The following is a 22,801-nucleotide window of genomic DNA, read 5'->3' on the forward strand; positions in this document are numbered from 1 at the left end:
GTCTTCAAGCTGTTACAGCGTGCGCATCGCTGGCACGAATCTTGATTGAATTTGGCTAGAAATCGTGCCGGCAACTCATCGCTGAGTTCCGGCCTGGGGATTCATGGGAAGGGCTGGCCGCAATGGGGCTAGTCGCCGTCATTCTCCAGCCATCCGCGCACCACGGCTTTCGCCGCGCCGCCGAGCGGGAGGCCATTGTGCCCCGCGTCCGGCCTGATGCCGCGACGACTTCGGCGCTCACGCGCAGAACGCGCTGCGCCATTCCGAACACCAGCATTTCTTGTGATGGGAGGACGATGATGGAGTCTGCGACATACATGCGCCCGAAGCTCTTGAGAATTCTGGTTGCTCTGCTTGGCGTGGCGGTTCTTTGCCTGCTGTTCAGCGACCTTGCTCTGGCTGAAGATGCGGCGGCCCCGCCGGCCTGCGGTGGCAAGATCCTCGAGAAGTGCACGCCGAATTCCGGCGACACCGCCTGGATGCTCACATCAGTCGCGCTCGTCCTGATGATGACGGTGCCGGGGCTCGGCCTGTTTTACGGCGGCATGGTGCGCAAGAAGAATGTCGGCGACACCGTGATGACCAGCTTCGCCGTGACCTGCCTGGTGACGATCCTGTTCGCCGTCATCACTTACAGCCTGGCGTTTCGTGCCGGCACGCCGTTCATCGGCGGTCTGGATCGCATGTTCCTCAAGGACATCCTGAGCGACATCGGCAAGGGTGGCATAGGCAATCCCAACCCGCTCGCCGCGACCATCCCTGAGTCCGTCTACATCTGCTTCCAGATGACCTTCGCGATCATCACGCCGGCGCTGATCGCTGGCGCGTTCGCCGAGCGGATGAAATTCTCCGCGATGCTCTGGTTCATCGGGCTGTGGGCGATCTTCGTCTACGCGCCGATCGCGCATTGGGTCTGGGGACCCGACGGCATCTTCTCGGCGGGCAACGACGCTGCGTACGTCAAGGTTCTCGACTTCGCCGGCGGCACCGTGGTGCACATCAATGCCGGCGTGGCCGGACTGATGTGCGCCATCATGCTCGGCAAGCGCGTCGAGACCGGGCCGGCGCACAACATGGTGCTGACCTTCATCGGCGCCTCGCTGCTGTGGGTCGGCTGGTTCGGCTTCAACGCCGGCTCCGCCGTTACGGCCGGAATGCAGGCCGGCATGGCCATGCTGGTGACCCAGATCGCGACCGCAGTCGCGGGCTTCACCTGGATGCTGGTGGAGTGGGCATTGAAGGGCAAGCCGACCGTCGTCGGCATCTGCTCGGGTGCCGTTGCGGGCCTCGTCGCGATCACGCCGGCCTCCGGTTTCGTCGGGCCGGTCGGCGCCTTCGCCATCGGCATCGCCGCCGGCGTCTGCTGCTACTGGGGGTGCACCGGCTTGAAGCGCATGTTCAGCTACGATGACGCGCTGGACTGCTTCGGCGTCCATGCCCTCGGCGGCATCGTCGGGGCCCTGCTGACCGGGGTGTTCGCGGTCGAGCAGTATGGTGGAACGGCAGGCGTTCTGGAGGGAAATCCCGGGCAGTTCATCAATCAATGCATCGGCGTCGCGACGGTTTTCGTGTATGATGCCGTCGTGAGCCTGATCATCCTGTTCGTGATCAATCTCTTCGTCGGGCTTCGCGTGACGCGCGACATCGAGCGCGAAGGGTTGGATCTGGCACTGCACGGCGAGGTCGTGCAGTAGACTTGGCGGCATCCTGCACAGCCGGCGATATCAGCCGGCTGTCGCGGGACAAAGCTGTTCGAGGTGATCCGATGAACTGGTTCTATTGGAACACAGCGTGGTCGCTGTTCTTCAGCCTCATTTGGTTCATGACCATCACAAACAATCCGGATGCGCGCATCGCCGACGGGCATTTGCGCGACGAGGCGTTCAAGCGCTAGCTCCGGTAGTAGCGCCACATCCTGAGAAACGTCCGGTGAATCTCATCGGGCGTCCGGTCGAATGGCTCGAGATCGACGCGCACCACGCCGCGATGATCCATGCGCCACGGCAGGCGCATCATTAGCCGATAGGCAGGCCGCTTGCGCCAATCCGCCACCAGCGCGCTGCCCAGCGGTCCGTTGAGCGCGATCTGCAACTCATGAACGGTCATCGCGCGCTCGGCGATCTCGACGAGGTCGATGCGCGTGATGGCTCGCCAGCGGATCAGCCCGAAGGCCTGGATGAAGATGCCGTACTGGTTGGCGCCGATGGTCGGACGACCGGCCTCCAGCAGGGGGATGTTGTAGTAGGTGAAGGCGGCCGCGGCCGCCGCCGGCGCCAGCCAATAGAGCGCGCCGGTGATCCAGCTCGCGGTCAGGAAGATCGCGGCCAAGGCGGCCGTGACATAGACCGGAAAGTAGGTGTCCTCGCGGCCGTAGGCGACCGAATAGCCGCCGACGTTTCCCTCGTCCAAGCTTGCGATCATGTGAACCCCGCGCCCGGGACTGGTCCGGGAATCGTGAGGGATGACGCTAGGCTAGAAAGCAAAAACGGGGCCGCGAGGGCCCCGTTTGAACGTCAGAAGCAGGCGATCTTGCTTACTTGATCTTGGCTTCCTTGAACTCGACGTGCTTGCGCGCGACCGGGTCGTACTTCTTCTTGACCAGCTTGTCGGTCATGGTGCGCGAATTCTTCTTGGCGACGTAATAGAAGCCGGTATCGGCCGTCGACACGAGCTTGACCTTGATGGTGACCGCTTTGGCCATATGCAAAACCTCGAAAATGAAGGGGTATCGGGAGCCGGCCAAATCGGCCCGCGTTTGGCCCGGAAACTAGCCAGAAACCGCCCAGAGTCAAGGATTTCCGAGCCAAGACCATCCCGAATCCGGGTCGACTACCCCCCGAAGAACTGATTTTTTGGCCGCGGCAGGCCCAAATTCTCGCGCAGGGTCCGCCCTTCGTACTGGTTACGGAAAATCCCGCGCTTTTGCAGTTCCGGCACCACCTTGTCGACGAACTCGAACAGGCCCTGCGGCAGGTAGGGGAACATGATGTTGAAGCCGTCGCTGCCGCGCCCTTCCAGCCATTCCTGCATCTGGTCGGCGATGGTCTGCGGCGTGCCGACGAAGGCGAGCCCGCCATAGCCGCCGACGCGCTGCGCGAGCTGGCGCACGGTGAGCTTGTCGCGCGCGGCGACGTCGACGAGGCGCTGCCGGCCGCTCTTGCTGGCGTTGGTTTCCGGGATCGGCGGCAATTGTCCGTCGGGATCGAAGGTGGAGGCATCGGTGCCGAGGATCACCGAGAGCGAGGCGATCGCGCTGTCGTAATGCACGCGGCTGTCGAGCAGCGCGCGCTTCTCTTTTGCTTCCTCGACGCTGTCGCCGACCACGACGAAGGCGCCGGGCAGGATCTTCAGATGCTCGGGATCGCGGCCGATCTTCTCCATGCGGCCCTTGATATCGGCGTAGAGCTTCTGGCCGTCGGCAAGGCTGCCGCCGCCGGTGAACACGGCCTCCGCCGTCTCGGCCGCAAGCTGCCGGCCGTCGTCGGAGGCGCCGGCCTGCACGATGACCGGCCAGCCCTGCACCGGGCGGGCGATGTTCAGCGGGCCGCGGACCGAGAGGTATTTGCCCTTATGGTTGAGCACATGCATCTTGTCGGGATCGACGAACAGCCCGGACTCGACGTCGCGCACGAATGCATCGTCGGCGAAGGAGTCCCACAGGCCAGTGACGACGTCGTAGAACTCGCGGGCGCGCTTGTAGCGCTCGGCGTGCTCCATGTGATCGTCGAGGCCGAAATTCAGCGCGGCGTCCGGATTGGACGTGGTGACGATATTCCAGCCGGCGCGGCCGCCGGAGATGTGATCGAGCGAGGCAAAGCGCCGGGCGACGTGATAGGGCTCGTCGAAGGTGGTCGAGCCGGTCGCGATCAGGCCGATATTCTCGGTCACGGCGGACAGCGCCGACAGCAGCGTGAACGGCTCGAACGAGGTCACGGTGTGGCTGCGCTTCAGTGCGTTGATCGGCATGTTGAGCACGGCCAGATGATCGGCCATGAAGAAGGCGTCGAACTTGCCGGCCTCGAGCTTGCGGATCAGCGTCTTGATATGATCGAAGTTGAAATTGGCGTCCGGCCAGGCCCCGGGATAGCGCCAGGCACCGGTGTGAATGCTGATCGGCCGCATGAACGCGCCGAGCTTGAGTTGACGCTTCGCCATTGCCCCGTTCCGTCGTTGTTGTCGTTAGCGGAACAGATAGGGAGGCGCTTTGCGGCGCGCCATCGGGAAGATTATTTTGTTTTTGGCGGCTCCCTCAACATCGTCATTCCGGGGCGCGCCGACCGAACTCGGGTCTACCCGAGTTCGGCGTTTGCCATTTGTCCAAGTCGGCAACAGCCGACTTGGATGCGCGAGCCTGGAATCCATCAGGCCGCATGGTTGGTGGAGGAGTGGATTCCGGGCTCGCCGCTTCGCGTCGTCCCGGAATGACGAGCCTCACGCCCCCAGCACGTCCTTCTGCATCTTGCCGCCGTAGAAATGGAAGAACGGCACCGGCGCGTCGTGACGGAGTGGGCCCGTGGCGAGACGGCGGTCGAGCTCGACGAGCACGTTCTTGGTCATGGCATGCGCGTCGGCGAGCGGCTCGGAGCCGATCTCGACCCAGACCAGCTCCACCAGTTCGGCGTCGGCATGCACCACGCCCTCGACCCGATGCGCGATCGTCGAGGCATCGGCGGTGAAGAAGCGGGTGTCGAAGCGGCGCACGCGGCCGGGCGGGGTGATCGCGCGCGCGATCAGGAACAGGCCGGACGGATCGGGCAAGAGACCCGCGTCGGCGAACGGCGCCCAGGGGCCGTCGAGCTTTATTGTCTTCTCGACCTTGCGGCCGAGGCAGAGCCCGGTCTCCTCGCAGGCCTCGCGGATTGCCGCGTTGGCGAGTGCGCGGGCGCGGCCGGGCGTGATCTTCGGGCTGCCCTTCAACAGATTGGCTTCGAGCTCCGGCGTGATTGGAGCCGCGACCGGCACGCGGTTGTCGGCCTTGTCGACCCGGCCGCCGGGGAAGACGAACTTGCCCGGCATGAACACGACCTTGTCGTGGCGCTTGCCGACCAAGACCTTAGGCTTGGCGCCGGAGCGATCGATCAGGATCAGCGTCGCCGCATCCTTCGGCCGGAAATACGCGTGATGATCGGCTTCCTTCTCGCCCTGATGGACGACGGCGGCAGGGGCGGCAGCGTCAGTCATTTCATCCCTTTCATTTCTTCTTGGCGTCCGGTTTAGCTAGACCGGCGGGATGTCGCTAGGGGGATTCTCGTCAAAGCCATGCATGCGCAGGGCCCATTGCAAGCCGATCACGGCTCCCTTCACCGGCTGCAACAATGTCAGCGATGCGAACAGCGTGAGCGGCAGATAGATCGCAAGTTGCAGCCACACCGGCGGCGAATAGTCGGTCTCGATCCACAGCGCGGTCGGTACCACGATATGGCCGACGATGACGATGACGAGATAGGCGGGCAGATCGTCGGCGCGATGCGGCGTGAAATCGAGATCGCAAACCGGGCAATGGCCGTCGCATTTGAGAAACTTGCGGAACAGCCTGCCTTTTCCGCAGCGCGGACATCGCCCAAGGAACCCGCGCTTCATCGCGGTCCATACGTCGCGCTTCTCGGGCTCGGCGGCGTCGCGAGTCCAGACCACTGTTGGCGGTGTCACGTCCATGACTTGCCTCGCTTCGATTTGCCGGACTTTTGCTTCGCCGGCTTGCGATCCTTCTTGTTGCGCGCCTTTCGTTCCTTGTGCGCCTGCTTGCCCGATCCTTTTTTTGGCCCCTTGGCAAATCCTGCGGCGCGGCGCCCGGACCCTGCGCTGTCGCGTTTTCTGTCGCGCGGAATTGCCTGACCGTCGGACAATAGCTCAAAGCGCAGCGCGCCCGCCACCGGCGCGGCCTCGACCAGCCGTACGTCGACGACGTCGCCGAGCCGATACATGGTTCCGCTGCGCGTGCCGATCAGCGCGTGGCGGGTTTCGTCGTAGTTGAAATACTCGCTGCCGATGGTGCGGATCGGGATCAGGCCGTCGGCGCCGGTGTCGTCGAGCTTCACGAACAGGCCGGCGCGCGTCACGCCGGAGATGCGGCCCTGGAACGAGGCGCCGACCTTGTCGGCAAGGAAATGCGCGATCAGGCGGTCGGTGGTCTCGCGCTCCGCCTTCATCGCGTGGCGCTCGGTGACGGAGATCTGCGCGGCGATCTCGGCCAGCGTCTCCACGCTCTCGTCGGCCGGCAAGGCGCCTTCGCCGAGGCCGAGCGCGCGGATCAGCGCGCGATGCACGATCAGGTCGGCGTAGCGGCGGATCGGCGAGGTGAAGTGCGCGTAGCGGCGCAGGTTCAAGCCGAAATGGCCGTAATTCTCGGCGGAGTATTCGGCCTGCGCCTGCGAGCGCAGCACGACCTCATTGACCAGCGGCTCGTAATCTTCGCCGGCGACCTGCGCCAGCACGCGGTTGAATTGCGAGGGACGCAGCGCGCCCTGCTTGGTGAAGGGCAGGTCGAGCGTCTTCAGGAATTCCTGCAGGTTGTGCACCTTCTCCTGGCTCGGCTCGTCATGCACGCGATAGATCAGCGGCAGCGCCTTCTTCTCCAGCATCTCGGCCGCGGCGACGTTGGCCAGGATCATGAACTCCTCGATCAGCCTGTGCGCATCGAGCCGCTGCGGCACGATCACCCGATCGACGGTGCCATCCGGTTTCAGCAGGATCTTGCGTTCGGGCAGATCGAGATCGAGCGGGTCGCGCTCGTTGCGTGCGAGCTTGACCAGCTCATAGGCCGACCACAGCGGCTTGAGGATCGGATCGAGCAGGGGGCCGGTGACGTCATCGGGCCTGCCGTCGATCGCCGCCTGCGCCTGCGCGTAAGCGAGCTTCGCGGCCGAGCGCATCAGCACGCGATGGAAGGTGTGCGAGCGCTTGCGGCCGTCGGCGCCGATCACCATCCGTACCGCGAGCGCGCCGCGCGGCTCGCCCGGCACCAGCGAGCAGAGATCGTTGGAGATGCGCTCGGGCAGCATCGGCACCACGCGATCGGGGAAATACACCGAATTGCCGCGCTGGAGCGCGTCGCGGTCGAGAGCCGAGCCGGGCCGCACGTAGTAGGCGACGTCAGCGATCGCGACGTGGACGATGAAGCCGCCTCTGTTGTTCGGATCCGGGTCGACCTCGGCATGCACGGCGTCGTCGTGATCCTTGGCGTCAGGCGGGTCGATGGTGACGAGCGGCACTTCGCGCCAGTCCTCGCGGCCCTGCAAGGTCGCGGGTTTTGCCTCTTCCGCCTCGCGTAGCGCAGACGACGAAAACACCTGCGGGATGTCGTGGGTGTTGATCGCGATCAGGCTGATCGCCTTCTCGCTGGCGATCGAGCCGAGCCGCTCCTTGACGCGGGCGGAGGCGAGCCCGAAGCCGCGGGTGCGGATCAGGTCGACACTGATCAGGTCGCCGTCCTCGGCGCCGCCGCTGTCGGCCTTGGCGATGTTGAGCTCGCGGCCCGCCTGCTTCTTGTCGACCGGGATCAGGCGTCCGCCGCCATCGGGGTTGCGGCGGAAGATGCCGAGGATGCGTGTGCGCCCGTGATCGATCACCTTGATGACGCGGCCGCGATAGGGCGTGCCGTCGCCGTCGTCGGTCACCACCTCGACATGCAGTAGCGCGCGGTCGCCGACGCCGGCGGTGGTGCCGGGCTTCGGCCGCCGCGGCATCTCGATGCGGATCTTCGGGGCGGTGCCGTCCTCGGAGTCCCACTCGGCGGGCGTGGCGATCAGCTCGCCGTCGCTGTCGCGGCCGGTGACGTCGGCGAGCACCGTCGGCGGCAGCGCCGCCGGCTCATGAATCTTGCGACCGCGTTTTGCAATTTTGCCGTCGTCGGCGAGTTCGCGGAGGATCCGCTTCAGCTCGATGCGGTCGGCGTTCTTCAGGCCGAACTCGCGCGCGATCTCGCGGGTGCCGACCTTGCCTGGATTGGCGCGAATGAAGGCGACGATGGCGTCCCGGCCCGGAAAGCCATGGTCGGGTTTTCGTTTCACTTATCCTCGTGCCTTGCCGGCGCTCTTCTTCGCGGGCGCTTTCGCTGATGCCGATGACTTTGCAGGCGAGGTCTTGGCACCGGAAGCAACCGGCGCGCGCGCCTTGCTGGTCGCATCCGTTTTCGGCTTTGCCGCGGCCTTCTTGGACGCAGCCTTCTTGGCGGGCTTGGCCTCGGCGTCGCCGTCGGCCTCTTCGGCCTTTGCCGCCTTGGCTTTTGTGGCCTTGGCGGGCTTTGCCGCCTTCGCCTTCTTGGCCTTCTTGCCGCCGCCCTTGGCCGCGCGCTCGTCGATCAATGCGATCGCTTCCGCAAGCGTGACCTCGTCGGGCGTCTTGTCGCTCGGGATCGTCGCGTTGACGCCGCCGGCCGCGACATAGGCGCCATAGCGGCCATTCTTCAGCGCGACGGCGCCGAGCGTCGGGTGGTCGCCGAGCGGCTTGCCCGGATCGGCGCCGAAGCGGCGGCCGCTCGGGCCCTTCGCGATCTTCTCCGCGATCAGCGTGACGGCACGGTTCAACCCGATGTCGAAGACCTCGTCGCCGGCTTCGAGGCTGGCATAGGTCTTCTCATGCTTCACGAACGGCCCGAACCGGCCGAGGCCGGCGGTGATCGGCTGTCCGGTCTCCGGATGCTTGCCGATCTCGCGCGGCAGTGACAGCAGCTTCAGCGCCAGCTGAAGATCGACATCGGCAGGCGAGGTGCCCTTCGGAATGCCGGCGCGCTTCGGCTTCTCGCCTTCGGCGTAATCCTTCTGCTCGCCGAGCTGGATGTAGGGCCCGAAGCGGCCAGCCTTCACCGTGACGTCGAACCCGGTGTCGGGGTCGGTGCCGAGCACGCGATCGGCGCTCTCGGCGCTGTCGGCTGCGAGCGGGCGGGTGTAACGGCATTCCGGATAGTTCGAGCAGCCGACGAAGGCGCCGAACTTGCCGGCCTTGAGGTTGAGCCGGCCGGTGCCGCAGGTCGGGCACTGCCTGACGTCGCCGCCATCCGCGCGCGGCGGATAGATATGCGGGCCGAGCATCTCGTCGAGCGCATCGAGCACCTCGGAGACGCGCAGGTCCTTGATGTCGTTGACCGCGCCGGTGAAGCCGCGCCAGAAATCCTTCAGCACCTGCTGCCAGGAGATCTCGTTGTTGGAGACGCGATCGAGCTGTTCCTCGAGGTCGGCGGTGAAGTCGTATTCGACGTAGCGCGAGAAGAAGTTTTCCAGGAATGCGACCACGACGCGGCCCTTGTCCTCGCCGTGCAGCCGCTTCTTCTCGAGCTTGACGTAGCCGCGGTCCTTCAGCACCTGCAGGATCGACGCGTAGGTCGAGGGACGGCCGATGCCGAGCTCTTCCATCCGCTTCACCAACGATGCTTCCGAGAAGCGCGGCGGCGGCTCGGTGAAATGCTGGGTGACGGCAAGGCTCTGGCGCTTCACGGCCTCGCCTTCGCTCATCGCGGGCAGGCGGCGCGAATCCTCGTCTTCCTCGTCGTCGCGGCTTTCCTGATAGAGCGCGAGGAAGCCGTCGAACTTGATGACCTGGCCGGAGGCGCGCAGCTCCAGCACGCGGGCGCCGGCCTTGGCCTCGATGTCGACGGTGGTGCGCTCGAGCTCGGCGGATTCCATCTGGCTCGCGATGGTGCGCTTCCAGATCAGCTCGTAGAGCTTGGCCTGGTCGGCATCGAGCCTGCGGCCGATGGCGGCCGGGCGACGCGACAGATCAGTCGGGCGGATCGCTTCGTGGGCTTCCTGGGCGTTCTTGGCCTTGGCCTGGTACTGGCGCGGTGCGTCCGGCACATACGCGTTGCCGTAATCCTCGCCGATCACCTTGCGCGCCTGGGTGATCGCGGACGGATCGATCTGCACTCCGTCGGTTCGCATATAGGTGATCAGACCGGTGGTCTCGCCGCCGATGTCGATGCCTTCATACAGCCGCTGCGCGATGCGCATGGTATGCGCCGGCGCGAAGCCGAGCTTGCGGCTTGCTTCCTGCTGCAGGGTCGAGGTGGTGAAGGGCGCCTGCGGATTGCGTCGCGCCGGCTTGGCCTCGACGGTCGCAACCTTGAACAGCGCGGCCTCGATGGCTTTCTTGAAGTCCTCGGCTTCCGCGCCGGAGCCGATGTCGAGCCGTGCGATCTTCTTGCCGTCGGCGCCGACCAGCCGGGCCTCGAAGGCTTCGCCGCGCGGCGTCAGCAGCGTCGCGACCAGCGACCAGTACTCCCTCGGCACGAACTTCTCGATCTCGAGCTCGCGGTCGCAGACCAGCCGCAACGCGACCGACTGCACGCGGCCGGCGGAGCGGGCGCCGGGCAGCTTGCGCCACAGCACCGGCGAGAGGGTGAAGCCGACCAGATAGTCCAGCGCGCGGCGCGCCATATAGGCGTCGACCAGCGCGCCGTCGATCTGTCGCGGCGCCTTCATGGCGTCGGTGACCGCCTGCTTGGTGATGGCGTTGAACACCACGCGCTCGACCTTCTGGTCCTTCAGCGCGCGCTTCTCCTTCATCACCTCCAGCACGTGCCAGGAGATTGCCTCGCCCTCGCGATCAGGGTCGGTTGCCAGAATCAGGCGGTCGGCCCCCTTGAGCGCCTTGGCGATGTCGTTCAACCGGCCGGCAGCCTTGGCATCGACCTCCCAGATCATCTGGAAATTGGCGTCCGGATCGACCGAACCGTTCTTGGCCGGGAGGTCGCGAACATGGCCGAACGACGCCAGGACCTCGTAGGAGGACCCCAGATATTTGTTGATCGTCTTGGCCTTGGCCGGCGACTCCACAATGACGATATTCATGTCATTCCAATAGCTTACGGGAAAACTTGAAGGTGGGTTCCGCTAGACTCGCGGCCCGCCATGTCGGGGCGAACATGGGTGCTGGGGCGGTCGGTGTCAAATCGCCAGATATTGAAGGGAGGGCTCAAGCTGTGGAGTTTCTATCCCAAAGGTTGAAAAATGCGTCCTAGAGTTGCGGTCGGAAAGGGCGTATCTCTTTATATATGGGATGGGAATCGGATTAGGCCTTTTGAGCAGCACAGGGGGCGGGCGCAAGCCCAGGCCGTCCGGCCGACGGCGACCGGCGGGCGACGAGTCAGGTGGGGAGGGCGGCCCGGATGACGCCCTGGTCCTGATCGCCGCGGCAGCGACCGAACTCGCCAAACTCGCCCAGCGCCACAAATTCGATGTCCTCGACCACCTGCTTGCGATGACGCGCCTGGAGGCCGATGAGCAATTGCGCGCGCGCAGCCGCAGGAAGCTGTCGTGAGGGTATGTCTTGCGGGATGACGGGGCCGGCAGCGTGATCGCGGCCCCAGCGTCGTGCAACAATTGAGATTTGGAGTAATGCGTCCTGGCTTTTGCCAGGACCACGATGACGTGGTCACGCTGATGCGCGTCGTGCCGGCTTCCGCGCAGGCCGCGGCTTCAGTGTCGTGTCGCCCGCTCCCAGCACCCGCCCGTCCTGCGAAAGCAGTGCGAGCTTCTTCACCGGTTTGCCCCTGTCGCGGTCGACCATGATGGTCGCGATCTCGTCCGGATGGTCGTCGAACTCCTCGGTCCATTGCCGGAGCGCGACCAGGATCGGAAAGATGCCGTGGCCCTTCGGCGTCAGGACATATTCCTGATAGGCGCTGCCGTCGGAGGCGGGGACCGTCTTCAGGATGCCGCGCTCGAGCAGCGTGCGCAGCCGGGTGGCGAGGATGTTCTTCGCCAGCCCGAGGCTGGCCTGGAATTCGCCGAAGCGGCGCCGGCCGAGGCTGGCATCTCGGATGATCAGCAGCGACCACCAGTCGCCGAACACGTCGAGAGCGCGCGCCACCGGGCAGCTGTCGCCTGCAAGGCTGGTTCGTTTCACGACGCGCGCTCCAAAAGTTCGGCCATCACGGGCTTGTGTGGTTGCAATATTAAACCGTATGCCGTAGGTAGGCAACGAAGTTTAATAATGCAACCAATTGGAGGCGGACATGAGACTGGCGAACAAGACGGCGTTGATCACCGGCGGCAACAGCGGCATCGGTCTCGCGACAGCAAGGCTGTTCGTCGCCGAAGGCGCCAGGGTCGTCATCACCGGGCGCAACAAGGAAACGCTCGCGGCGGCGGCGAGGGAGCTTGGGCCGAATGCGTTCGCTGTCGTGGCCGATGCCACCGATGTGGCGGCGCTGGAAGCCGCGGTGAAGCAGGGCGCGGAGAAGTTCGGCAAGTACGACGTGCTGTTCGCCAACGCCGGCATTCCCGGCCAGACGCCGGTCGGCGGCACCACGCTCGCCGCATTCGAGAACGTCATCCGCACCAATCTGACCGGAGTCTTCTTCACCGTGCAGGCGGTCGCGCCCTATCTGAACGACGGCGCGTCCATCATCCTCAACGGTTCGGTGATTTCGGTGCTCGGCAATCCCGGCTATTCGGCCTATGCGGCGAGCAAGGCCGGCGTCCGTGCGATGGCCCGGGTGATGGCCTCAGAACTGTCGCCGCGCAACATCCGCGTCAACGTGGTGGCGCCGGGCGCCGTGCGCACGCCGATCTGGGGCGCGGCAATCGCAACGCCCGAGGCCGAGAAGGCGTTCGAACAGCGGATTGGCAAGAGCACGCCGCTCGGACGGATCGGCGAACCCGATCACATCTCGAAGACTGTGTTGTTCCTCGCGTCCGACGACGCGGCGCATGTGCAGGGGCAGGAACTGTTCATCGACGGCGGTTCAACCGCATCGCCCGCCGGCGCGCCGATCTATCGCGGCTAGATTTTGTTTCTCATTGTAGCGAACGGCCGGTGTGAAGCAGTTCACACCGGACTATTTCGTGCGCGGCTATCTTATCTCGTATTGAACCTTTGACGAACTCGCCGGACTCCTGAATGGGCGGGGATTTTTTCACCACGGAATCATTTTGGAGTTCCTTCATGCCGAAAGCAGCCCGCATTTCGACGCCGGTCCCGGTTTCGTCTACGTCCGAAAATGAAAATTCAGACGCAGCACAATTCGTGACGGTCGCGCTGTTTTCCGGCATCGGTTTGTTGATCTCGCTCGTTGCCGTCATCCTCGGCATTCAAGGCGTCTGGTTCTGAGGTATCGCGCGGGGCAAGTCCATGCATGACGCGTGGCGTTTGGACGAGACCTTGCCTCACCCACAACTGTCATACCCCGCGTATGCGGGGTATCCAGTACGCCGAGGCCTCTCGGTTCAATAAACGGCGTCTCTGGAATACTGGGCCACCCGCTTTCGCTTTCGCGGGTGACGACAGCGGTTCCGGAACTAGGCGGCGTTCAGGCTGCCGGCGGCCTGCAGCGCGCCCGCGACCGCCTTCTCCCGATGCTCGGGACCGACCTGGATCCCGTCGGCGGAGATCAGTTCGAGATTCGTGACGCCGATGAAGCCGAACACCCCCCGCAGATAAGTCTCAAGGTGCTCGAGCGCGGCCATCGGCGTGTCGGCACCGTAATAGCCGCCGCGCGAGATCGCGATGATGACGCGCTTGTTGCCGGCCAACCCCTCGACGCCGCCGGCGCCGTACTTGAAGGTCTTGCCCGCGACCACGATGCGGTCGATCCAGGCCTTGAGCTGGGAGGGAATGGTGAAATTGTACATCGGTGCGCCGATCACCACGATGTCGGCGGCGAGAAACTCGTCCAGCACGGCCTGGCCGGTTGCGATGTCGTCGCGCACCGACGGATCCGGGGCCGCGCCCTGGCTGGCGGCGAGGTGCAGGCCGGAGAGGTGGGCGAGCGGGGTCTGAGTCAGGTCGCGGTAGCTCACGACGAGGCCGGCGTTGGCCTGGCGCAGCCGCTCGACGGCGGCGGCGGAGACCTGACGGCTGACGGAGTGGGAGCCGAGGACCGAGGAGTCGATGTGCAGGAGCTTCATGGCTGGGGTCACCTTTGGTATAGGTTTGTAACTGGCGCTATATGAGTGACCGCCCTAAATGTTCGCAAGAACGCACATTTTTGAAACCCGAGCACACCAATGGAACCCGAGCACATCGATGTAACCGCTGAGACCGGCCTGCCGCGTCAACCCGGGACGCACCAGGACTGCCGCGGCGTGGCCTCTGTGCTGTCGCGGGTCGGCGACAAATGGAGCGTGCTGGTCATCATGCTGCTGCGCGACGGACCGCGTCGCTTCAATGAGCTGAAACGCATGATCAACGGCATTTCGCAGCGCATGCTGACGCTGACCCTGCGCGGGCTGGAGCGCGACGGCCTGGTGACGCGCACGGTGTTTCCGACCATCCCGCCGCGGGTCGACTACGAGCTGACCGATCTCGGGCGCGGGCTCGCCGTGCCTGTCATGGCGCTCGGCGAATGGGCGTTTGCCCATCTGCCTGAGATCGAGGGCGCGCGAAATGATTTCGACGCGCGGAACGCGGAGTGAATTCTGTCACCCTGAGGAGCGCGTAGCGCGTCTCGAAGGGGCGACGGCCACCAGCGGGGCCGTGCACCCTTCGAGGCTCGCTCCGCGTGCACCTCCAGCGACAAAGGCGAAGCCTTTGCGCGGGGATGACGGTGATAGACATTCGCAAGACGCCCGTTCGTGGCCCTAAATCATCGACACCAGCCCGCCGCCGTGACGCTCGAGCCTGCCGGCGAGCTCGAGCTCCAGCAGCACCGCGCGAACGATGGCGGGCGAGGCGTCGGCCATCCGGATCAGATCGTCGAGGCTGATCGGGCTCGGGCCGAGCAGATTGATGATGCGGGCGCGATCTCCGCTATCGGTGGCGAAATCCAGCGGTTCGTCGTCCTCGCGCGCGGACAGCATGATCGGCCGCTCCATGATCGGCGTGACTGCGCTGATGATGTCGGCGGCTTCGGTGACCAGCGTGGCGCCTTGCTTGATCAAATCGTTGGCGCCGGCGGCGCGCGGATCGATCGGCGAGCCCGGTACCGCGAACACCTCCCGGCCCTGTTCGGCAGCCATCCGCGCCGTGATCAGCGAGCCCGAGCGATGCGCGGCCTCCACCACGACGACGCCGAGCGATGCGCCCGAGATCAGCCGGTTTCGGCGAGGGAAGTCGCGCGCCCGCGGCACGTGGCCGAGCGGCATCTCCGAGATCGCCGCGCCGCGCGCGAGGAGGGCAGCCAGCAAGTCTTCATGCTCCGGCGGGTAGATCTTGTCGTGGCCGCCGGCCAGCACGGCGACCGTGCCGCTTGCTACGGTGGCGCGATGTGCCGCCTGGTCGATGCCGCGGGCGAGGCCGGAGATCACGACGAAGCCTGCGTCGCCCAGATCGCGTGCCAGGGTGCCAGCAAATTTCAACCCGGCGCCGGACGCATTGCGGGAGCCGACGATCGCGATCATCGGGCGCGTCAAGGTGTCACGCGCGCCGCGTACGCCGAGCAGCGGCGGCGCGTCGTCGATGCTGGCAAGCCGCGCCGGATAGTGGGCTTCCTCCGGCGCGACGAGATCGACGCCGAACCTGCGGCAGGCCGCGAGCTCCGCGGCGGCATCGGCTTCGCTCGTGATACGCCCGGGTCCCGATGCGCCGCCGCGTCGCGCGAGATCGGGCAGGCGCTCCAGCGCGTGCGCCGCATCGCCAAAATGGCGGAGCAGCGATGCAAAGGTGCGCGGGCCCGGTATTATGGCGCAAACGCCACAAGGTCCCGAAAATGACCTTGGGACAGCGCTCCGCGACACATTCTCAGGTTGCCGCCGCTGGGTTAAGGTGCCCTAGGGGTGGGAATTCATATGGCGGCAATTTCGGAACGAACCGGGCGGCTTCTCAATACTCTAGAATCGCGCTGGTCACTGGTCGCTCTCATTCAGGGGAGCGGCCTAGTGGCGAGTTTCAGCTTGCCTGCATGGGCAGTTTGGGCCGCCAGCATCTTTTCTCAATATTCGCCTTTTTCGTGGGTGGTGGCTGGATTCTTGGGGGTGCTGATTTGGTCGTTTATCCGGGTGCTTTGGCAGGGGGCGAACCGGTTAAAGGTCCGCACGAGGTTTGATGCCAAATCCCTTCAAGATGGCTCGCGTGTGAACCCGCTCGATTTGACCTTCGAAAGGAAGAGAATTCTATTGAACGATTTCGTCTTACCGTCTTTTGCATTCATTGACGGGAAGACATTCATAGAATGCGACCTAATAGGACCCGCGAACATTTATTTCGCGACCTCGAATAACGCGCAGCCTATCAGGCCTCCTAAAATAGATGCCGTTTGGCTTGGACCAACCGCAATTTTCAATAATGGCTTCGTCTTCAGCAATTGCATTTTCCGCAATTGTTCATTCCAGCGCATCACCTTGTTTGCCAGCGTAGAGAACTACGCAAGCTGGAAGGACAACCCGAATGTCAATTGGATCAGCATCCCTCCGAGTCCAGAGCACATTGCGGAACGCATGAAGCAGCTTGACGGGAAAGAGTTGCAAGCCAACACACCCGAGGATGAGACTAAAGCTCTTCCAGCCCAACCCCCTCAAGCTCCATTGCAGCCAGACACGCCAGAAAAAACGTAGCCGAGAATGTTCCGCGCTTGAGCTTCATCGTGATCCCGGCTTCGGTCTCATTCTTAAAGCCGTGCTTTTTGAGCCGCTTGGATAGCTCCGCATAGGTGACCTCTGCTTCTTTCATCTTTGCCTTGAGGAAGGCGCTGGCGCGTGCGGCCCATTCCTCTTCTGCCTTGGGTAGAACCATGGCATCTCCTATCGATTCCGTGAGCTAACAAATATGATAGACCGGCCTTGACTTCCGGTCAAACCCTTCATATCCGTTAGCTATCACATTCGATAGGATGCGGCAATGCGCGGCAGACCGACGAAAGACCCACACACCCGCCCGGCGATCAACACCCTTGAACGGCTCCATATGGAGCTGGGCGGCCAGATACTCGCCAACCGGCAACAGCACGACGCCTTGGCTGAGCAGATGCGGCACGTCGAGGCCGTCATCAAGATGCTGGACCCCACGTACAACCTGGGGCGGATCGCGGTGAAGCGGCGGAAGCCCAACCCGTGGTTCAAACGCGGCACCCTCTACAGGCGGGCGCTGGACGTGCTCAGGACGGCCACGGAACCGATGACCACCACGGAGCTGGCGAAGGCGGTTCTAGCCGCCCATGGCGTGCAGGACGCGACCGGCGACGACGTACAGGGCATCGCGCTGGGCATCCAGCACAGTCTCAAGAACCATGAGGGGAAAGGGGTGGAGCGAGTTGGCGAGGCCAGCCCGGCGCGGTGGGCCATCGCTTCTACAGACTAAGTGCTCGCCTTCTTCTGAGTTTCTATTACTGCATCAGCAGACAGCAGCATACGCTTGGGGTTTCCAGTTCCGTAGGGCTGAAATCCGATCGACGAATAGAATGTGGCTGCGTTTGTGCTGATAGGATGAAGGGTAAGGGCGGCAACCCCGGTGCGCTCGATTACTTGATAAAAATCGTCAAGCGCGTGACCCATTAAAAGGGTTCCAATACCCAAGCGATGGAGGCGAGTTTCCACGCCAACCCATAGCAGTTGCACTGTTGTAAGCTGACTGCGCAGGAACCTCGCCTTCATGGTCGAGAGCCATGATTGTTCTTCTTCCGCGACAAACTGATCTGCGGGCTCCGGGCCAATTGTCATGGCATAGAACCCTACAGGATCATCACCGCCATCAAGGTGGGCCGTTACTGTGCGGGAAAGCAAAGTCTCGTGGTGGTCCCAAGACTTGTTGTTCAGGAAGTCATCAATGTGGGTGTAACCACATGAAAAAGCGCCTCTCGGACAGGTCTCAGAGAGGCGCCTAAACTCAATTCTAGCGGGGTCAATCTTTTTTCGGGGCGGCTTTGTTCCGCTCGTACCTAAGATATTCGCCATAAACCCGCTCAAGCTCGGGGGTGGGTCTACCACCAGACTTTTTATAAGATTCTTTCACGAATTCACGCGCTTTCGTCGAATCCGACTGTTTCGCAGGCGTGCTCCAAAAAGATGAAATTTTATCAGAAAGGGCCATCTTTTCGCTCCTTGCGGGAGACGTTCCCACGTTACAGGAGTCGCTCCTATTGGCAAATCGTCAAATAAGCTCCAGAATCCTTAAGTTCAGGACGAAGCCTACGGCTCGGCGGGTAAACCCGCCTTTCGTCCTGAACTTAAGGAATTCTGGAGCTTAACCTCAAGGGGATTACTAAGTAGTAACGGGGCTTAGCTAAGGGCTGTCAAGTAAATTCTTCGATACCTGTTGACTAATCAACAATATGTCGCTGCCAGTACCCCGTAAAATCCGCGCTCTTTCCGCGCTTCAGCGCCAGCGCCGCGATGCGGTTTACCTGATCGCCATTCGAGACGCGGCGGTTGTCCTCGCGCCATGAGGACTCCTGCGCATAGCGGAGCAAGTACGCGCCAGCGATATGGTGGTGAATGCCGATTTCAGCGCGGCGCAGGCGGCTGAAATACTCCTCAGCTTGATTGGTGCAGGCACCGTCGAGGCTGTACGCCTCCTGATGGTTGATCCGGCGCATCTCAAAACGCTCATGGAGGCCATCCCAAGAGGCGGCTTCGTCAGCGTTGACGACGGTCCCCTTGGCGATCCGGGCTTTGATGAACGCGGCGGCTTGGCTCTCGGAGCCGAACACTGCCGGGACCGAGTTGCCGCCGCGCTCGCGCACCACGACAACAACCTTGCGCTTGCCATTCTGGTTTTGAGCGAACCGGCGGTCAATGCGATCCTCTTTGAGGTTGGCGGGCTTCACGTAGCCGCCGAAGTAGCCGCCATCGACTTCCGCAGTCTTGCCTTCGCCGCCGATGACGCGATCCTTCATTTCCTCAGCCATCGCCTCGCGGAGCTTGTGCAGGAGCACGAATGCGGACTTGTAGGACAGTCCCAGGTCGCGGCTGAGCGCCAGCGCGGACTTGCCCTTCACCTCGTTGCAGAACACCGCGATGGCCGCCAGATAGCCGCGCAATGGCAGCTTGTGGCTGGCGAACAGTGTTCCGCTGGTAATGGTGAAGTCCTTCTTGCAGCCCTTGCAGCGGAAGCGCAGGGAGCCGTTCGGACGACGGGCCTCGTAAGCCTCTACGGAGCCGCAAGAAGGGCAAACCGGAGCGCCAGCGGTAGAAGCCCAACGGATGGCCTTGAAGGCTGTCTCGGCTTCCGCGTCAGTCATGCGGAAGACCTGGGCTAGGCTCAGGGTCTTTGCCGCTTTGCTGAGGAGGAAGTGTTGGGACACAGTCGCTACCTAACGAATACGATAGGTAACGAATATGATAGGTTTAGCCTTAGGTCAAGAAATCTATCGTTTTCGTTAGGTCACGAAATCGTTAGGTTGCATCGCGGCATTAGCTCTGGGGTGTATTGCGGCCTCATAACCCCAACAGGTAGTATGGGAGAATTTCAAACTATAGCGATTTCAAACAGATGCACTTTAGGTATCCAGAGTTGTTTTTGGCGTTTGCGGCTGGTCTCGTTCTCTTTGGTCTTTGGGAGACGATCCTAGGATATCAGGCCGCGAATTGCTCCTACCAGCAAGAGTACAAAGCTAAGCCCGCACCAAACGATGGTCACGCGACGCCTAGCAATAAGACCAACGATGGGAATGCCCAGCATGAGCATAAAGCCGTAGGCGAGCCATTCGTTTGTGGTGTCGCTGGCGTCCCTACGGGCGGCTAGACAATTCATGAACCACAACGAGGGGTTCGTTGTCGGGTTCTTCACTTTCTTGCTGGTCTTTGCGACGGCATGGCTCGTTTGGGCGACTATCAAGCTGTGGCGAGGCGCTGAGGAGACGGCTCAGCGCCAGTTGCGCGCCTATGTCGCCATCGATCCAAAAGCGGTCAATCTTCACGGCCCTTCCGGCGTGGTGAGCGCCGGATACGAACTGCGAAACACGGGTCAAACTCCCGCTCATAACGTGCGACATGCTTCGACGCTTGAAATCTGGCCGTTCCCGCTCCCGAAAGATTTTATCGTCCCGCAACCCAAGCCCGAGCGCTACGTTGGCGGGATGAGCGTAGGTAACAACGGCACCATAGGGGGCGAGGCATCCCGCCAGATGCGGGGCCCCATCAGCTTGGGGACGATCTCCGAAATCCATAAATCTGGGCAGCGAATTTATCTGATCGTGATCGTCAAGTATTTTGACATTTTCGGAGCCGTGGAACGGACCAGTCGCCTGTGCTTGGCAATTGCCAATCTGGAACAGATTGTAACCATTCTCGGGGGCGCCGAAGAAACCGCTACCGGAAAGAGCGACGGCGGCGTCGAATTTAACTATTCCGACCAGCACAATAATTCTGATTAGCCCACGCATCGTCCATTCCTTTCAAATGGACGGTATTCGGCGCGTGCCCTTGTGGCGTTTGCGCCATAATACCGCGCGGGCCGACATTGTCGGAGCGGATCAACCGCAGCCGGTTGAGCCGTTCGGTGTCGGTGAGTTGATTTGAGGTCTGCTTGCTGTCGCCACTGGTCCAGTCCATGTTGCGTAGCATGGCGCAACTGAGGCGTGTGGACAACCGCTTGTGTGTCAGCAGAGTCTTGTCTTGCCGGCGGAACGGGTCGGCATGGCCCAACGGGGTTATCGAATGCTGGGGCTTGTGCTGATTGTTACCGGAGTTTTTTACCTGCTGAACCCGATGATGTTTCGACGGGGCATTTGGCTTAAATGGGACATCGTCATGCGCGATTGGTCGGACGATAACTTCATCAAATGCATGCGCATTATGGGCATCATCCTTATTGTCGTTGGCTTGGGTCTTACAATCAGGGCGACACTTCACTAAGAGAAATACCGTTGCTCTGATCCTGATAGAGGATCGGTTTGCGCAAAGGAGCCGCCGCCCATGATTTCACTTGCCGATCTCCAAGCGCGTATCGAGCAGGGCGCGCTGTCGCCTGAAGCGGCCATCGGCCAATCATTGGAGGTGATCCGCGCGCAGGAGAAGGCGATCGGCGCCTTTGTCTGCCATGACGCAACGGCGCGTGCGCAAGGTGCCGGGCCGCTGCGCGGCATCGCGGTCGGCATCAAGGATATCATCGATACCGCCGGCTTCCCGACCGAGATGGGGGCTGCGATCTATCGCGGCCATCAGCCGCGCGCCGATGCGCCGGTCGTGATGGCGTTGAAGCAGGCCGGCGCCACCATCATCGGCAAGACCACGACGACCGCGTTCGCGGCAAACGATCCGACCGCAACGCTCAATCCGCACAATCACGCGCACACGCCGGGCGGATCGTCGTCGGGCTCGGCGGCCGCGGTCGCGGCCGGGATGATCCCGCTGGCGCTGGGCACGCAGACCGGCGGCTCGGTGATCCGGCCGGCCTCGTTCTGCGGCGTCGCCGCGATCAAGCCGAGCTACCGGCTGCTGCCGACCGTCGGCGTGAAGTGCTTTTCGTGGACGCTCGATACGGTGGGGCTGTTCGGCGCCGGCGTCCGCGACGTCGCGCTGGGGTTGTCCGCAATGACAAGGCGGCCCGAACTGGTCGTGTCGTCCGAGGTCGCGGCACCGCGCATCGGCGTGGTGACGCAGGCCTTTGCCGGTGCGCCCGAACCCTCCGGCGCGGAGGCGTTGCAGAGGGCCGCGCGAGCGGCGGAGCGGGCGGGTGCAACCGTGCGCGAGCTCGCGATATCAGAGATCATCGCCGAGGCGTGGCGGATCCATCCTGTGGTGCAGGAGTTCGAGGCGCACCAGTCGTTCGCCTGGGAATACGGGCAGAACTACGAGGCGATGCCGCCGTTGCTGCGCGGCCGGCTCGACGAGAGCAAGGGCGGCACACCCGCGGAGTACGACGCGGCGATGGAGGTCACGTTGCGTGCGCGGCAGGCGCTGGCAGCGATTTTTGCCGGGATCGATGTGCTGCTGACGCTGTCGGCGCCGGGCGCCGCGCCGAACGGTTTGGCCTCGACCGGCGATCCCCGCTACAACCGGCTCTGGACCTTGATGGGCGTGCCCTGCGTCAACGTGCCGACGCTGATCGCCGAGGGCGGATTGCCGGTCGGCGTGACCGTGATCGCGGGTTTTGGAGATGACGCGAAGGCGCTGGCGGCGGCGAGCTTTGTCGAGGATGCTTTAGCAAACTAGACCTCGTCATTCCGGGGCTCGCGAAGCGAGAGCCCGGAATCCATTCCTCCACAAGCCATGCGGCCCATTGGATTCCGGCCCGCGCCAAGAGGGGCGTCCCGGAATGAAGGAAAGAGCTATCTCTTTTCGCCGATCTTGCCTTCGGTGCCGGCCTGCAGGCGCTGGATGTTCTCGCGGTGCATGTAGAACAGCAGCAGCGTCAGCACGGCAAACAGCGAGGCGAGCGCGTTGTGGCCGAACCACCACAGGAACAGCGGCGTTACGAACGCGGCGACGAGTGCCGACAGCGACGAATAGCGCGTGGTGGTCGCGGTGCCGATCCAGATCACGGCAAAGATCAGCGCCGCCGGCCAGAACAGGCCGAGCAGCACACCGATATAGGTCGCGACGCCCTTGCCCCCGCGGAATTTGAGCCAGACCGGGAAGAGGTGGCCGAGGAATGCGCCGAGCGCCGCCAGCATCGCGGCGTTCGGGCCGTCGATCGAGCCCGCGACGATGACGGCGACCGTGCCCTTGAGCATGTCGCCGAGCAGCGTCGCCGCGGCGAGACCCTTGTGGCCGGTGCGCAGCACGTTGGTGGCGCCGATATTGCCCGAGCCGATGGTGCGCAGATCCTGTGTGCCGGCGAGCCTGGTGAGGATCATGCCGAATGGGATCGAGCCCAGGAGATAGCCGATCACAAAGGCGGCCAGCAGGAACGCGTCAGCGGACATCGAAGTGGCTCCCCGGACGGTCGGTTCGGTCCATTTTGAAGGATCCCATCAATGAAATATTAACCATCGATCCGCACCATGGCCTTGGAAATGAGGGACCTTATCATGGCTTCTGTTCGCAGGCGG

The 22,801-nt window shown here is 63.3% G+C and carries 27 protein-coding genes; 11 read left to right on the forward strand and 16 right to left on the reverse strand.

The genetic code is table 11. The features are described 5' to 3' along the window. Window positions 1-296 precede the first annotated feature (296 nt). Together ACVISU_RS39395 and ACVISU_RS39400 are read left to right on the forward strand one after the other, a co-directional pair. Window positions 297-1,694, forward strand: a complete 1,398-nt coding sequence (locus ACVISU_RS39395; protein WP_050404844.1) for an ammonium transporter — start codon at window positions 297-299, stop codon at window positions 1,692-1,694. A gap of 71 nt (window positions 1,695-1,765) precedes the next feature. Continuing rightward, a complete protein-coding gene (locus ACVISU_RS39400; RefSeq protein WP_244522036.1) occupies window positions 1,766-1,894 on the forward strand; it encodes an inositol phosphorylceramide synthase regulatory subunit KEI1 in 129 nt (42 codons plus the stop codon). On the opposite strand, the gene ACVISU_RS39405 is transcribed toward ACVISU_RS39400, so the two are convergent. The 7 genes from ACVISU_RS39405 to topA all read right to left on the reverse strand — a co-directional run bounded on the left by ACVISU_RS39405 (window position 1,891) and on the right by topA (window position 10,784). Then, window positions 1,891-2,421, reverse strand: a complete 531-nt coding sequence (locus ACVISU_RS39405) for a hypothetical protein (RefSeq protein WP_050404846.1) — start codon at window positions 2,419-2,421, stop codon at window positions 1,891-1,893. The two genes, ACVISU_RS39400 and ACVISU_RS39405, sit on opposite strands and share 4 nt — an antisense overlap. 112 nt (window positions 2,422-2,533) lie before the next feature. After that, on the reverse strand, window positions 2,534-2,701 hold the full coding sequence (gene rpmG / locus ACVISU_RS39410) for a 50S ribosomal protein L33 (protein WP_018271988.1): 168 nt from the start codon (window positions 2,699-2,701) through the stop codon (window positions 2,534-2,536). 128 nt (window positions 2,702-2,829) lie between these two features. Further along, on the reverse strand, window positions 2,830-4,155 hold the full coding sequence (locus tag ACVISU_RS39415) for an LLM class flavin-dependent oxidoreductase (RefSeq protein ID WP_050404847.1): 1,326 nt from the start codon (window positions 4,153-4,155) through the stop codon (window positions 2,830-2,832). A gap of 276 nt (window positions 4,156-4,431) precedes the next feature. Then, window positions 4,432-5,181 carry an NUDIX hydrolase gene (locus ACVISU_RS39420; RefSeq protein WP_456710522.1) on the reverse strand — a complete coding sequence of 250 codons (750 nt, stop codon included), beginning with the start codon at window positions 5,179-5,181 and terminating at the stop codon, window positions 4,432-4,434. 36 nt (window positions 5,182-5,217) lie between these two features. Further along, the gene (locus tag ACVISU_RS39425) at window positions 5,218-5,655 is read right to left on the reverse strand and encodes a DUF983 domain-containing protein (RefSeq protein WP_456710523.1); all 438 of its coding nucleotides are present in this window, start codon (window positions 5,653-5,655) and stop codon (window positions 5,218-5,220) included. Next, window positions 5,646-8,009, reverse strand: a complete 2,364-nt coding sequence (gene rnr, locus ACVISU_RS39430) for a ribonuclease R (protein WP_456710524.1) — start codon at window positions 8,007-8,009, stop codon at window positions 5,646-5,648. Before rnr ends, ACVISU_RS39425 begins: the two co-directional genes overlap by 10 nt. Beyond that, a complete protein-coding gene (gene topA / locus ACVISU_RS39435) occupies window positions 8,010-10,784 on the reverse strand; it encodes a type I DNA topoisomerase (RefSeq protein ID WP_456710525.1) in 2,775 nt (924 codons plus the stop codon). Window positions 10,785-11,013: 229 nt separating this feature from the next. Between topA and ACVISU_RS39440 the strand changes: the two genes are divergently transcribed. Continuing rightward, window positions 11,014-11,253, forward strand: coding sequence for a hypothetical protein (locus ACVISU_RS39440; RefSeq protein ID WP_456710526.1), 240 nt, complete (start codon window positions 11,014-11,016; stop codon window positions 11,251-11,253). A 114-nt stretch (window positions 11,254-11,367) separates the two neighbouring features. Here the strand turns inward: ACVISU_RS39440 and ACVISU_RS39445 are convergent, their stop codons facing one another. Continuing rightward, complete coding sequence (locus tag ACVISU_RS39445; protein ID WP_456710527.1) at window positions 11,368-11,841, reverse strand: winged helix-turn-helix transcriptional regulator; 474 nt, start codon at window positions 11,839-11,841, stop codon at window positions 11,368-11,370. Between the two features lie 109 nt (window positions 11,842-11,950). Between ACVISU_RS39445 and ACVISU_RS39450 the strand changes: the two genes are divergently transcribed. Together ACVISU_RS39450 and ACVISU_RS39455 are read left to right on the forward strand one after the other, a co-directional pair. Next, a complete protein-coding gene (locus tag ACVISU_RS39450) occupies window positions 11,951-12,724 on the forward strand; it encodes an SDR family NAD(P)-dependent oxidoreductase (protein WP_050399759.1) in 774 nt (257 codons plus the stop codon). 158 nt (window positions 12,725-12,882) lie between these two features. Then, a complete protein-coding gene (locus tag ACVISU_RS39455; protein WP_172803587.1) occupies window positions 12,883-13,047 on the forward strand; it encodes a hypothetical protein in 165 nt (54 codons plus the stop codon). Between the two features lie 188 nt (window positions 13,048-13,235). On the opposite strand, the gene ACVISU_RS39460 is transcribed toward ACVISU_RS39455, so the two are convergent. Beyond that, a complete protein-coding gene (locus ACVISU_RS39460) occupies window positions 13,236-13,844 on the reverse strand; it encodes an FMN-dependent NADH-azoreductase (RefSeq protein ID WP_050399758.1) in 609 nt (202 codons plus the stop codon). Between the two features lie 99 nt (window positions 13,845-13,943). On the opposite strand from ACVISU_RS39460, the gene ACVISU_RS39465 reads away from it, so the two are divergent. Then, entirely contained in the window at window positions 13,944-14,351 is a 408-nt protein-coding gene (locus ACVISU_RS39465; RefSeq protein WP_050399757.1) for a winged helix-turn-helix transcriptional regulator, read from the forward strand. A gap of 165 nt (window positions 14,352-14,516) precedes the next feature. Here the strand turns inward: ACVISU_RS39465 and dprA are convergent, their stop codons facing one another. After that, on the reverse strand, window positions 14,517-15,557 hold the full coding sequence (gene dprA, locus ACVISU_RS39470) for a DNA-processing protein DprA (protein ID WP_456710990.1): 1,041 nt from the start codon (window positions 15,555-15,557) through the stop codon (window positions 14,517-14,519). Window positions 15,558-15,662: 105 nt separating this feature from the next. On the opposite strand from dprA, the gene ACVISU_RS39475 reads away from it, so the two are divergent. Further along, window positions 15,663-16,427 carry a hypothetical protein gene (locus tag ACVISU_RS39475; RefSeq protein WP_456710528.1) on the forward strand — a complete coding sequence of 255 codons (765 nt, stop codon included), beginning with the start codon at window positions 15,663-15,665 and terminating at the stop codon, window positions 16,425-16,427. Here ACVISU_RS39475 and ACVISU_RS39480 read toward each other — a convergent pair. Then, the gene (locus tag ACVISU_RS39480) at window positions 16,363-16,605 is read right to left on the reverse strand and encodes a DUF6471 domain-containing protein (RefSeq protein ID WP_456710529.1); all 243 of its coding nucleotides are present in this window, start codon (window positions 16,603-16,605) and stop codon (window positions 16,363-16,365) included. The genes ACVISU_RS39475 and ACVISU_RS39480 overlap by 65 nt on opposite strands. A 105-nt stretch (window positions 16,606-16,710) precedes the next feature. On the opposite strand from ACVISU_RS39480, the gene ACVISU_RS39485 reads away from it, so the two are divergent. Continuing rightward, window positions 16,711-17,169: a hypothetical protein gene (locus tag ACVISU_RS39485; RefSeq protein WP_456710530.1), complete on the forward strand. Its 459-nt coding sequence runs from the start codon at window positions 16,711-16,713 to the stop codon at window positions 17,167-17,169. Here ACVISU_RS39485 and ACVISU_RS39490 read toward each other — a convergent pair. The 3 genes from ACVISU_RS39490 to ACVISU_RS39500 all read right to left on the reverse strand — a co-directional run bounded on the left by ACVISU_RS39490 (window position 17,166) and on the right by ACVISU_RS39500 (window position 19,111). Beyond that, the gene (locus ACVISU_RS39490) at window positions 17,166-17,591 is read right to left on the reverse strand and encodes a GNAT family N-acetyltransferase (protein WP_456710531.1); all 426 of its coding nucleotides are present in this window, start codon (window positions 17,589-17,591) and stop codon (window positions 17,166-17,168) included. The genes ACVISU_RS39485 and ACVISU_RS39490 overlap by 4 nt on opposite strands. A gap of 118 nt (window positions 17,592-17,709) precedes the next feature. After that, window positions 17,710-17,898, reverse strand: a complete 189-nt coding sequence (locus ACVISU_RS39495) for a hypothetical protein (protein WP_456710532.1) — start codon at window positions 17,896-17,898, stop codon at window positions 17,710-17,712. Between the two features lie 229 nt (window positions 17,899-18,127). Then, window positions 18,128-19,111, reverse strand: coding sequence for an IS1595 family transposase (locus tag ACVISU_RS39500; RefSeq protein WP_456710533.1), 984 nt, complete (start codon window positions 19,109-19,111; stop codon window positions 18,128-18,130). A 447-nt stretch (window positions 19,112-19,558) separates the two neighbouring features. Between ACVISU_RS39500 and ACVISU_RS39505 the strand changes: the two genes are divergently transcribed. Next, the gene (locus ACVISU_RS39505; protein WP_456710534.1) at window positions 19,559-20,182 is read left to right on the forward strand and encodes a hypothetical protein; all 624 of its coding nucleotides are present in this window, start codon (window positions 19,559-19,561) and stop codon (window positions 20,180-20,182) included. On the opposite strand, the gene ACVISU_RS39510 is transcribed toward ACVISU_RS39505, so the two are convergent. Then, on the reverse strand, window positions 20,148-20,453 hold the full coding sequence (locus ACVISU_RS39510) for a hypothetical protein (RefSeq protein ID WP_456710535.1): 306 nt from the start codon (window positions 20,451-20,453) through the stop codon (window positions 20,148-20,150). The genes ACVISU_RS39505 and ACVISU_RS39510 overlap by 35 nt on opposite strands. A gap of 12 nt (window positions 20,454-20,465) precedes the next feature. Between ACVISU_RS39510 and ACVISU_RS39515 the strand changes: the two genes are divergently transcribed. Continuing rightward, complete coding sequence (locus ACVISU_RS39515; protein ID WP_456710536.1) at window positions 20,466-20,663, forward strand: hypothetical protein; 198 nt, start codon at window positions 20,466-20,468, stop codon at window positions 20,661-20,663. Window positions 20,664-20,723: 60 nt separating this feature from the next. Next, window positions 20,724-21,962, forward strand: coding sequence for an amidase (locus ACVISU_RS39520; protein WP_456710537.1), 1,239 nt, complete (start codon window positions 20,724-20,726; stop codon window positions 21,960-21,962). A 116-nt stretch (window positions 21,963-22,078) separates the two neighbouring features. On the opposite strand, the gene plsY is transcribed toward ACVISU_RS39520, so the two are convergent. Then, window positions 22,079-22,675, reverse strand: coding sequence for a glycerol-3-phosphate 1-O-acyltransferase PlsY (plsY, locus tag ACVISU_RS39525; RefSeq protein ID WP_456710538.1), 597 nt, complete (start codon window positions 22,673-22,675; stop codon window positions 22,079-22,081). Window positions 22,676-22,801: the final 126 nt, after the last annotated feature.

The sequence above is a fragment of the Bradyrhizobium sp. USDA 4452 genome (assembly GCF_054063575.1).

Coding starts and splice junctions, on each gene's coding strand:
- ACVISU_RS39415 (WP_050404847.1), bottom strand. CDS start 4,155: ATGGCGAAGCGTCAACTCAAGCTCGGCGCGTTCATGCGGCCGATCAGC.
- ACVISU_RS39400 (WP_244522036.1), top strand. CDS start 1,766: ATGAACTGGTTCTATTGGAACACAGCGTGGTCGCTGTTCTTCAGCCTC.
- rpmG (WP_018271988.1), bottom strand. CDS start 2,701: ATGGCCAAAGCGGTCACCATCAAGGTCAAGCTCGTGTCGACGGCCGAT.
- ACVISU_RS39405 (WP_050404846.1), bottom strand. CDS start 2,421: ATGATCGCAAGCTTGGACGAGGGAAACGTCGGCGGCTATTCGGTCGCC.
- ACVISU_RS39480 (WP_456710529.1), bottom strand. CDS start 16,605: ATGGTTCTACCCAAGGCAGAAGAGGAATGGGCCGCACGCGCCAGCGCC.
- ACVISU_RS39505 (WP_456710534.1), top strand. CDS start 19,559: ATGAACCACAACGAGGGGTTCGTTGTCGGGTTCTTCACTTTCTTGCTG.
- ACVISU_RS39455 (WP_172803587.1), top strand. CDS start 12,883: ATGCCGAAAGCAGCCCGCATTTCGACGCCGGTCCCGGTTTCGTCTACG.
- ACVISU_RS39425 (WP_456710523.1), bottom strand. CDS start 5,655: ATGGACGTGACACCGCCAACAGTGGTCTGGACTCGCGACGCCGCCGAG.
- ACVISU_RS39450 (WP_050399759.1), top strand. CDS start 11,951: ATGAGACTGGCGAACAAGACGGCGTTGATCACCGGCGGCAACAGCGGC.
- ACVISU_RS39420 (WP_456710522.1), bottom strand. CDS start 5,181: ATGACTGACGCTGCCGCCCCTGCCGCCGTCGTCCATCAGGGCGAGAAG.
- ACVISU_RS39485 (WP_456710530.1), top strand. CDS start 16,711: ATGCGCGGCAGACCGACGAAAGACCCACACACCCGCCCGGCGATCAAC.
- topA (WP_456710525.1), bottom strand. CDS start 10,784: ATGAATATCGTCATTGTGGAGTCGCCGGCCAAGGCCAAGACGATCAAC.
- ACVISU_RS39465 (WP_050399757.1), top strand. CDS start 13,944: ATGGAACCCGAGCACATCGATGTAACCGCTGAGACCGGCCTGCCGCGT.
- ACVISU_RS39515 (WP_456710536.1), top strand. CDS start 20,466: ATGCTGGGGCTTGTGCTGATTGTTACCGGAGTTTTTTACCTGCTGAAC.
- plsY (WP_456710538.1), bottom strand. CDS start 22,675: ATGTCCGCTGACGCGTTCCTGCTGGCCGCCTTTGTGATCGGCTATCTC.
- ACVISU_RS39520 (WP_456710537.1), top strand. CDS start 20,724: ATGATTTCACTTGCCGATCTCCAAGCGCGTATCGAGCAGGGCGCGCTG.
- ACVISU_RS39495 (WP_456710532.1), bottom strand. CDS start 17,898: ATGGCCCTTTCTGATAAAATTTCATCTTTTTGGAGCACGCCTGCGAAA.
- ACVISU_RS39395 (WP_050404844.1), top strand. CDS start 297: ATGATGGAGTCTGCGACATACATGCGCCCGAAGCTCTTGAGAATTCTG.
- ACVISU_RS39475 (WP_456710528.1), top strand. CDS start 15,663: ATGGCGGCAATTTCGGAACGAACCGGGCGGCTTCTCAATACTCTAGAA.
- ACVISU_RS39460 (WP_050399758.1), bottom strand. CDS start 13,844: ATGAAGCTCCTGCACATCGACTCCTCGGTCCTCGGCTCCCACTCCGTC.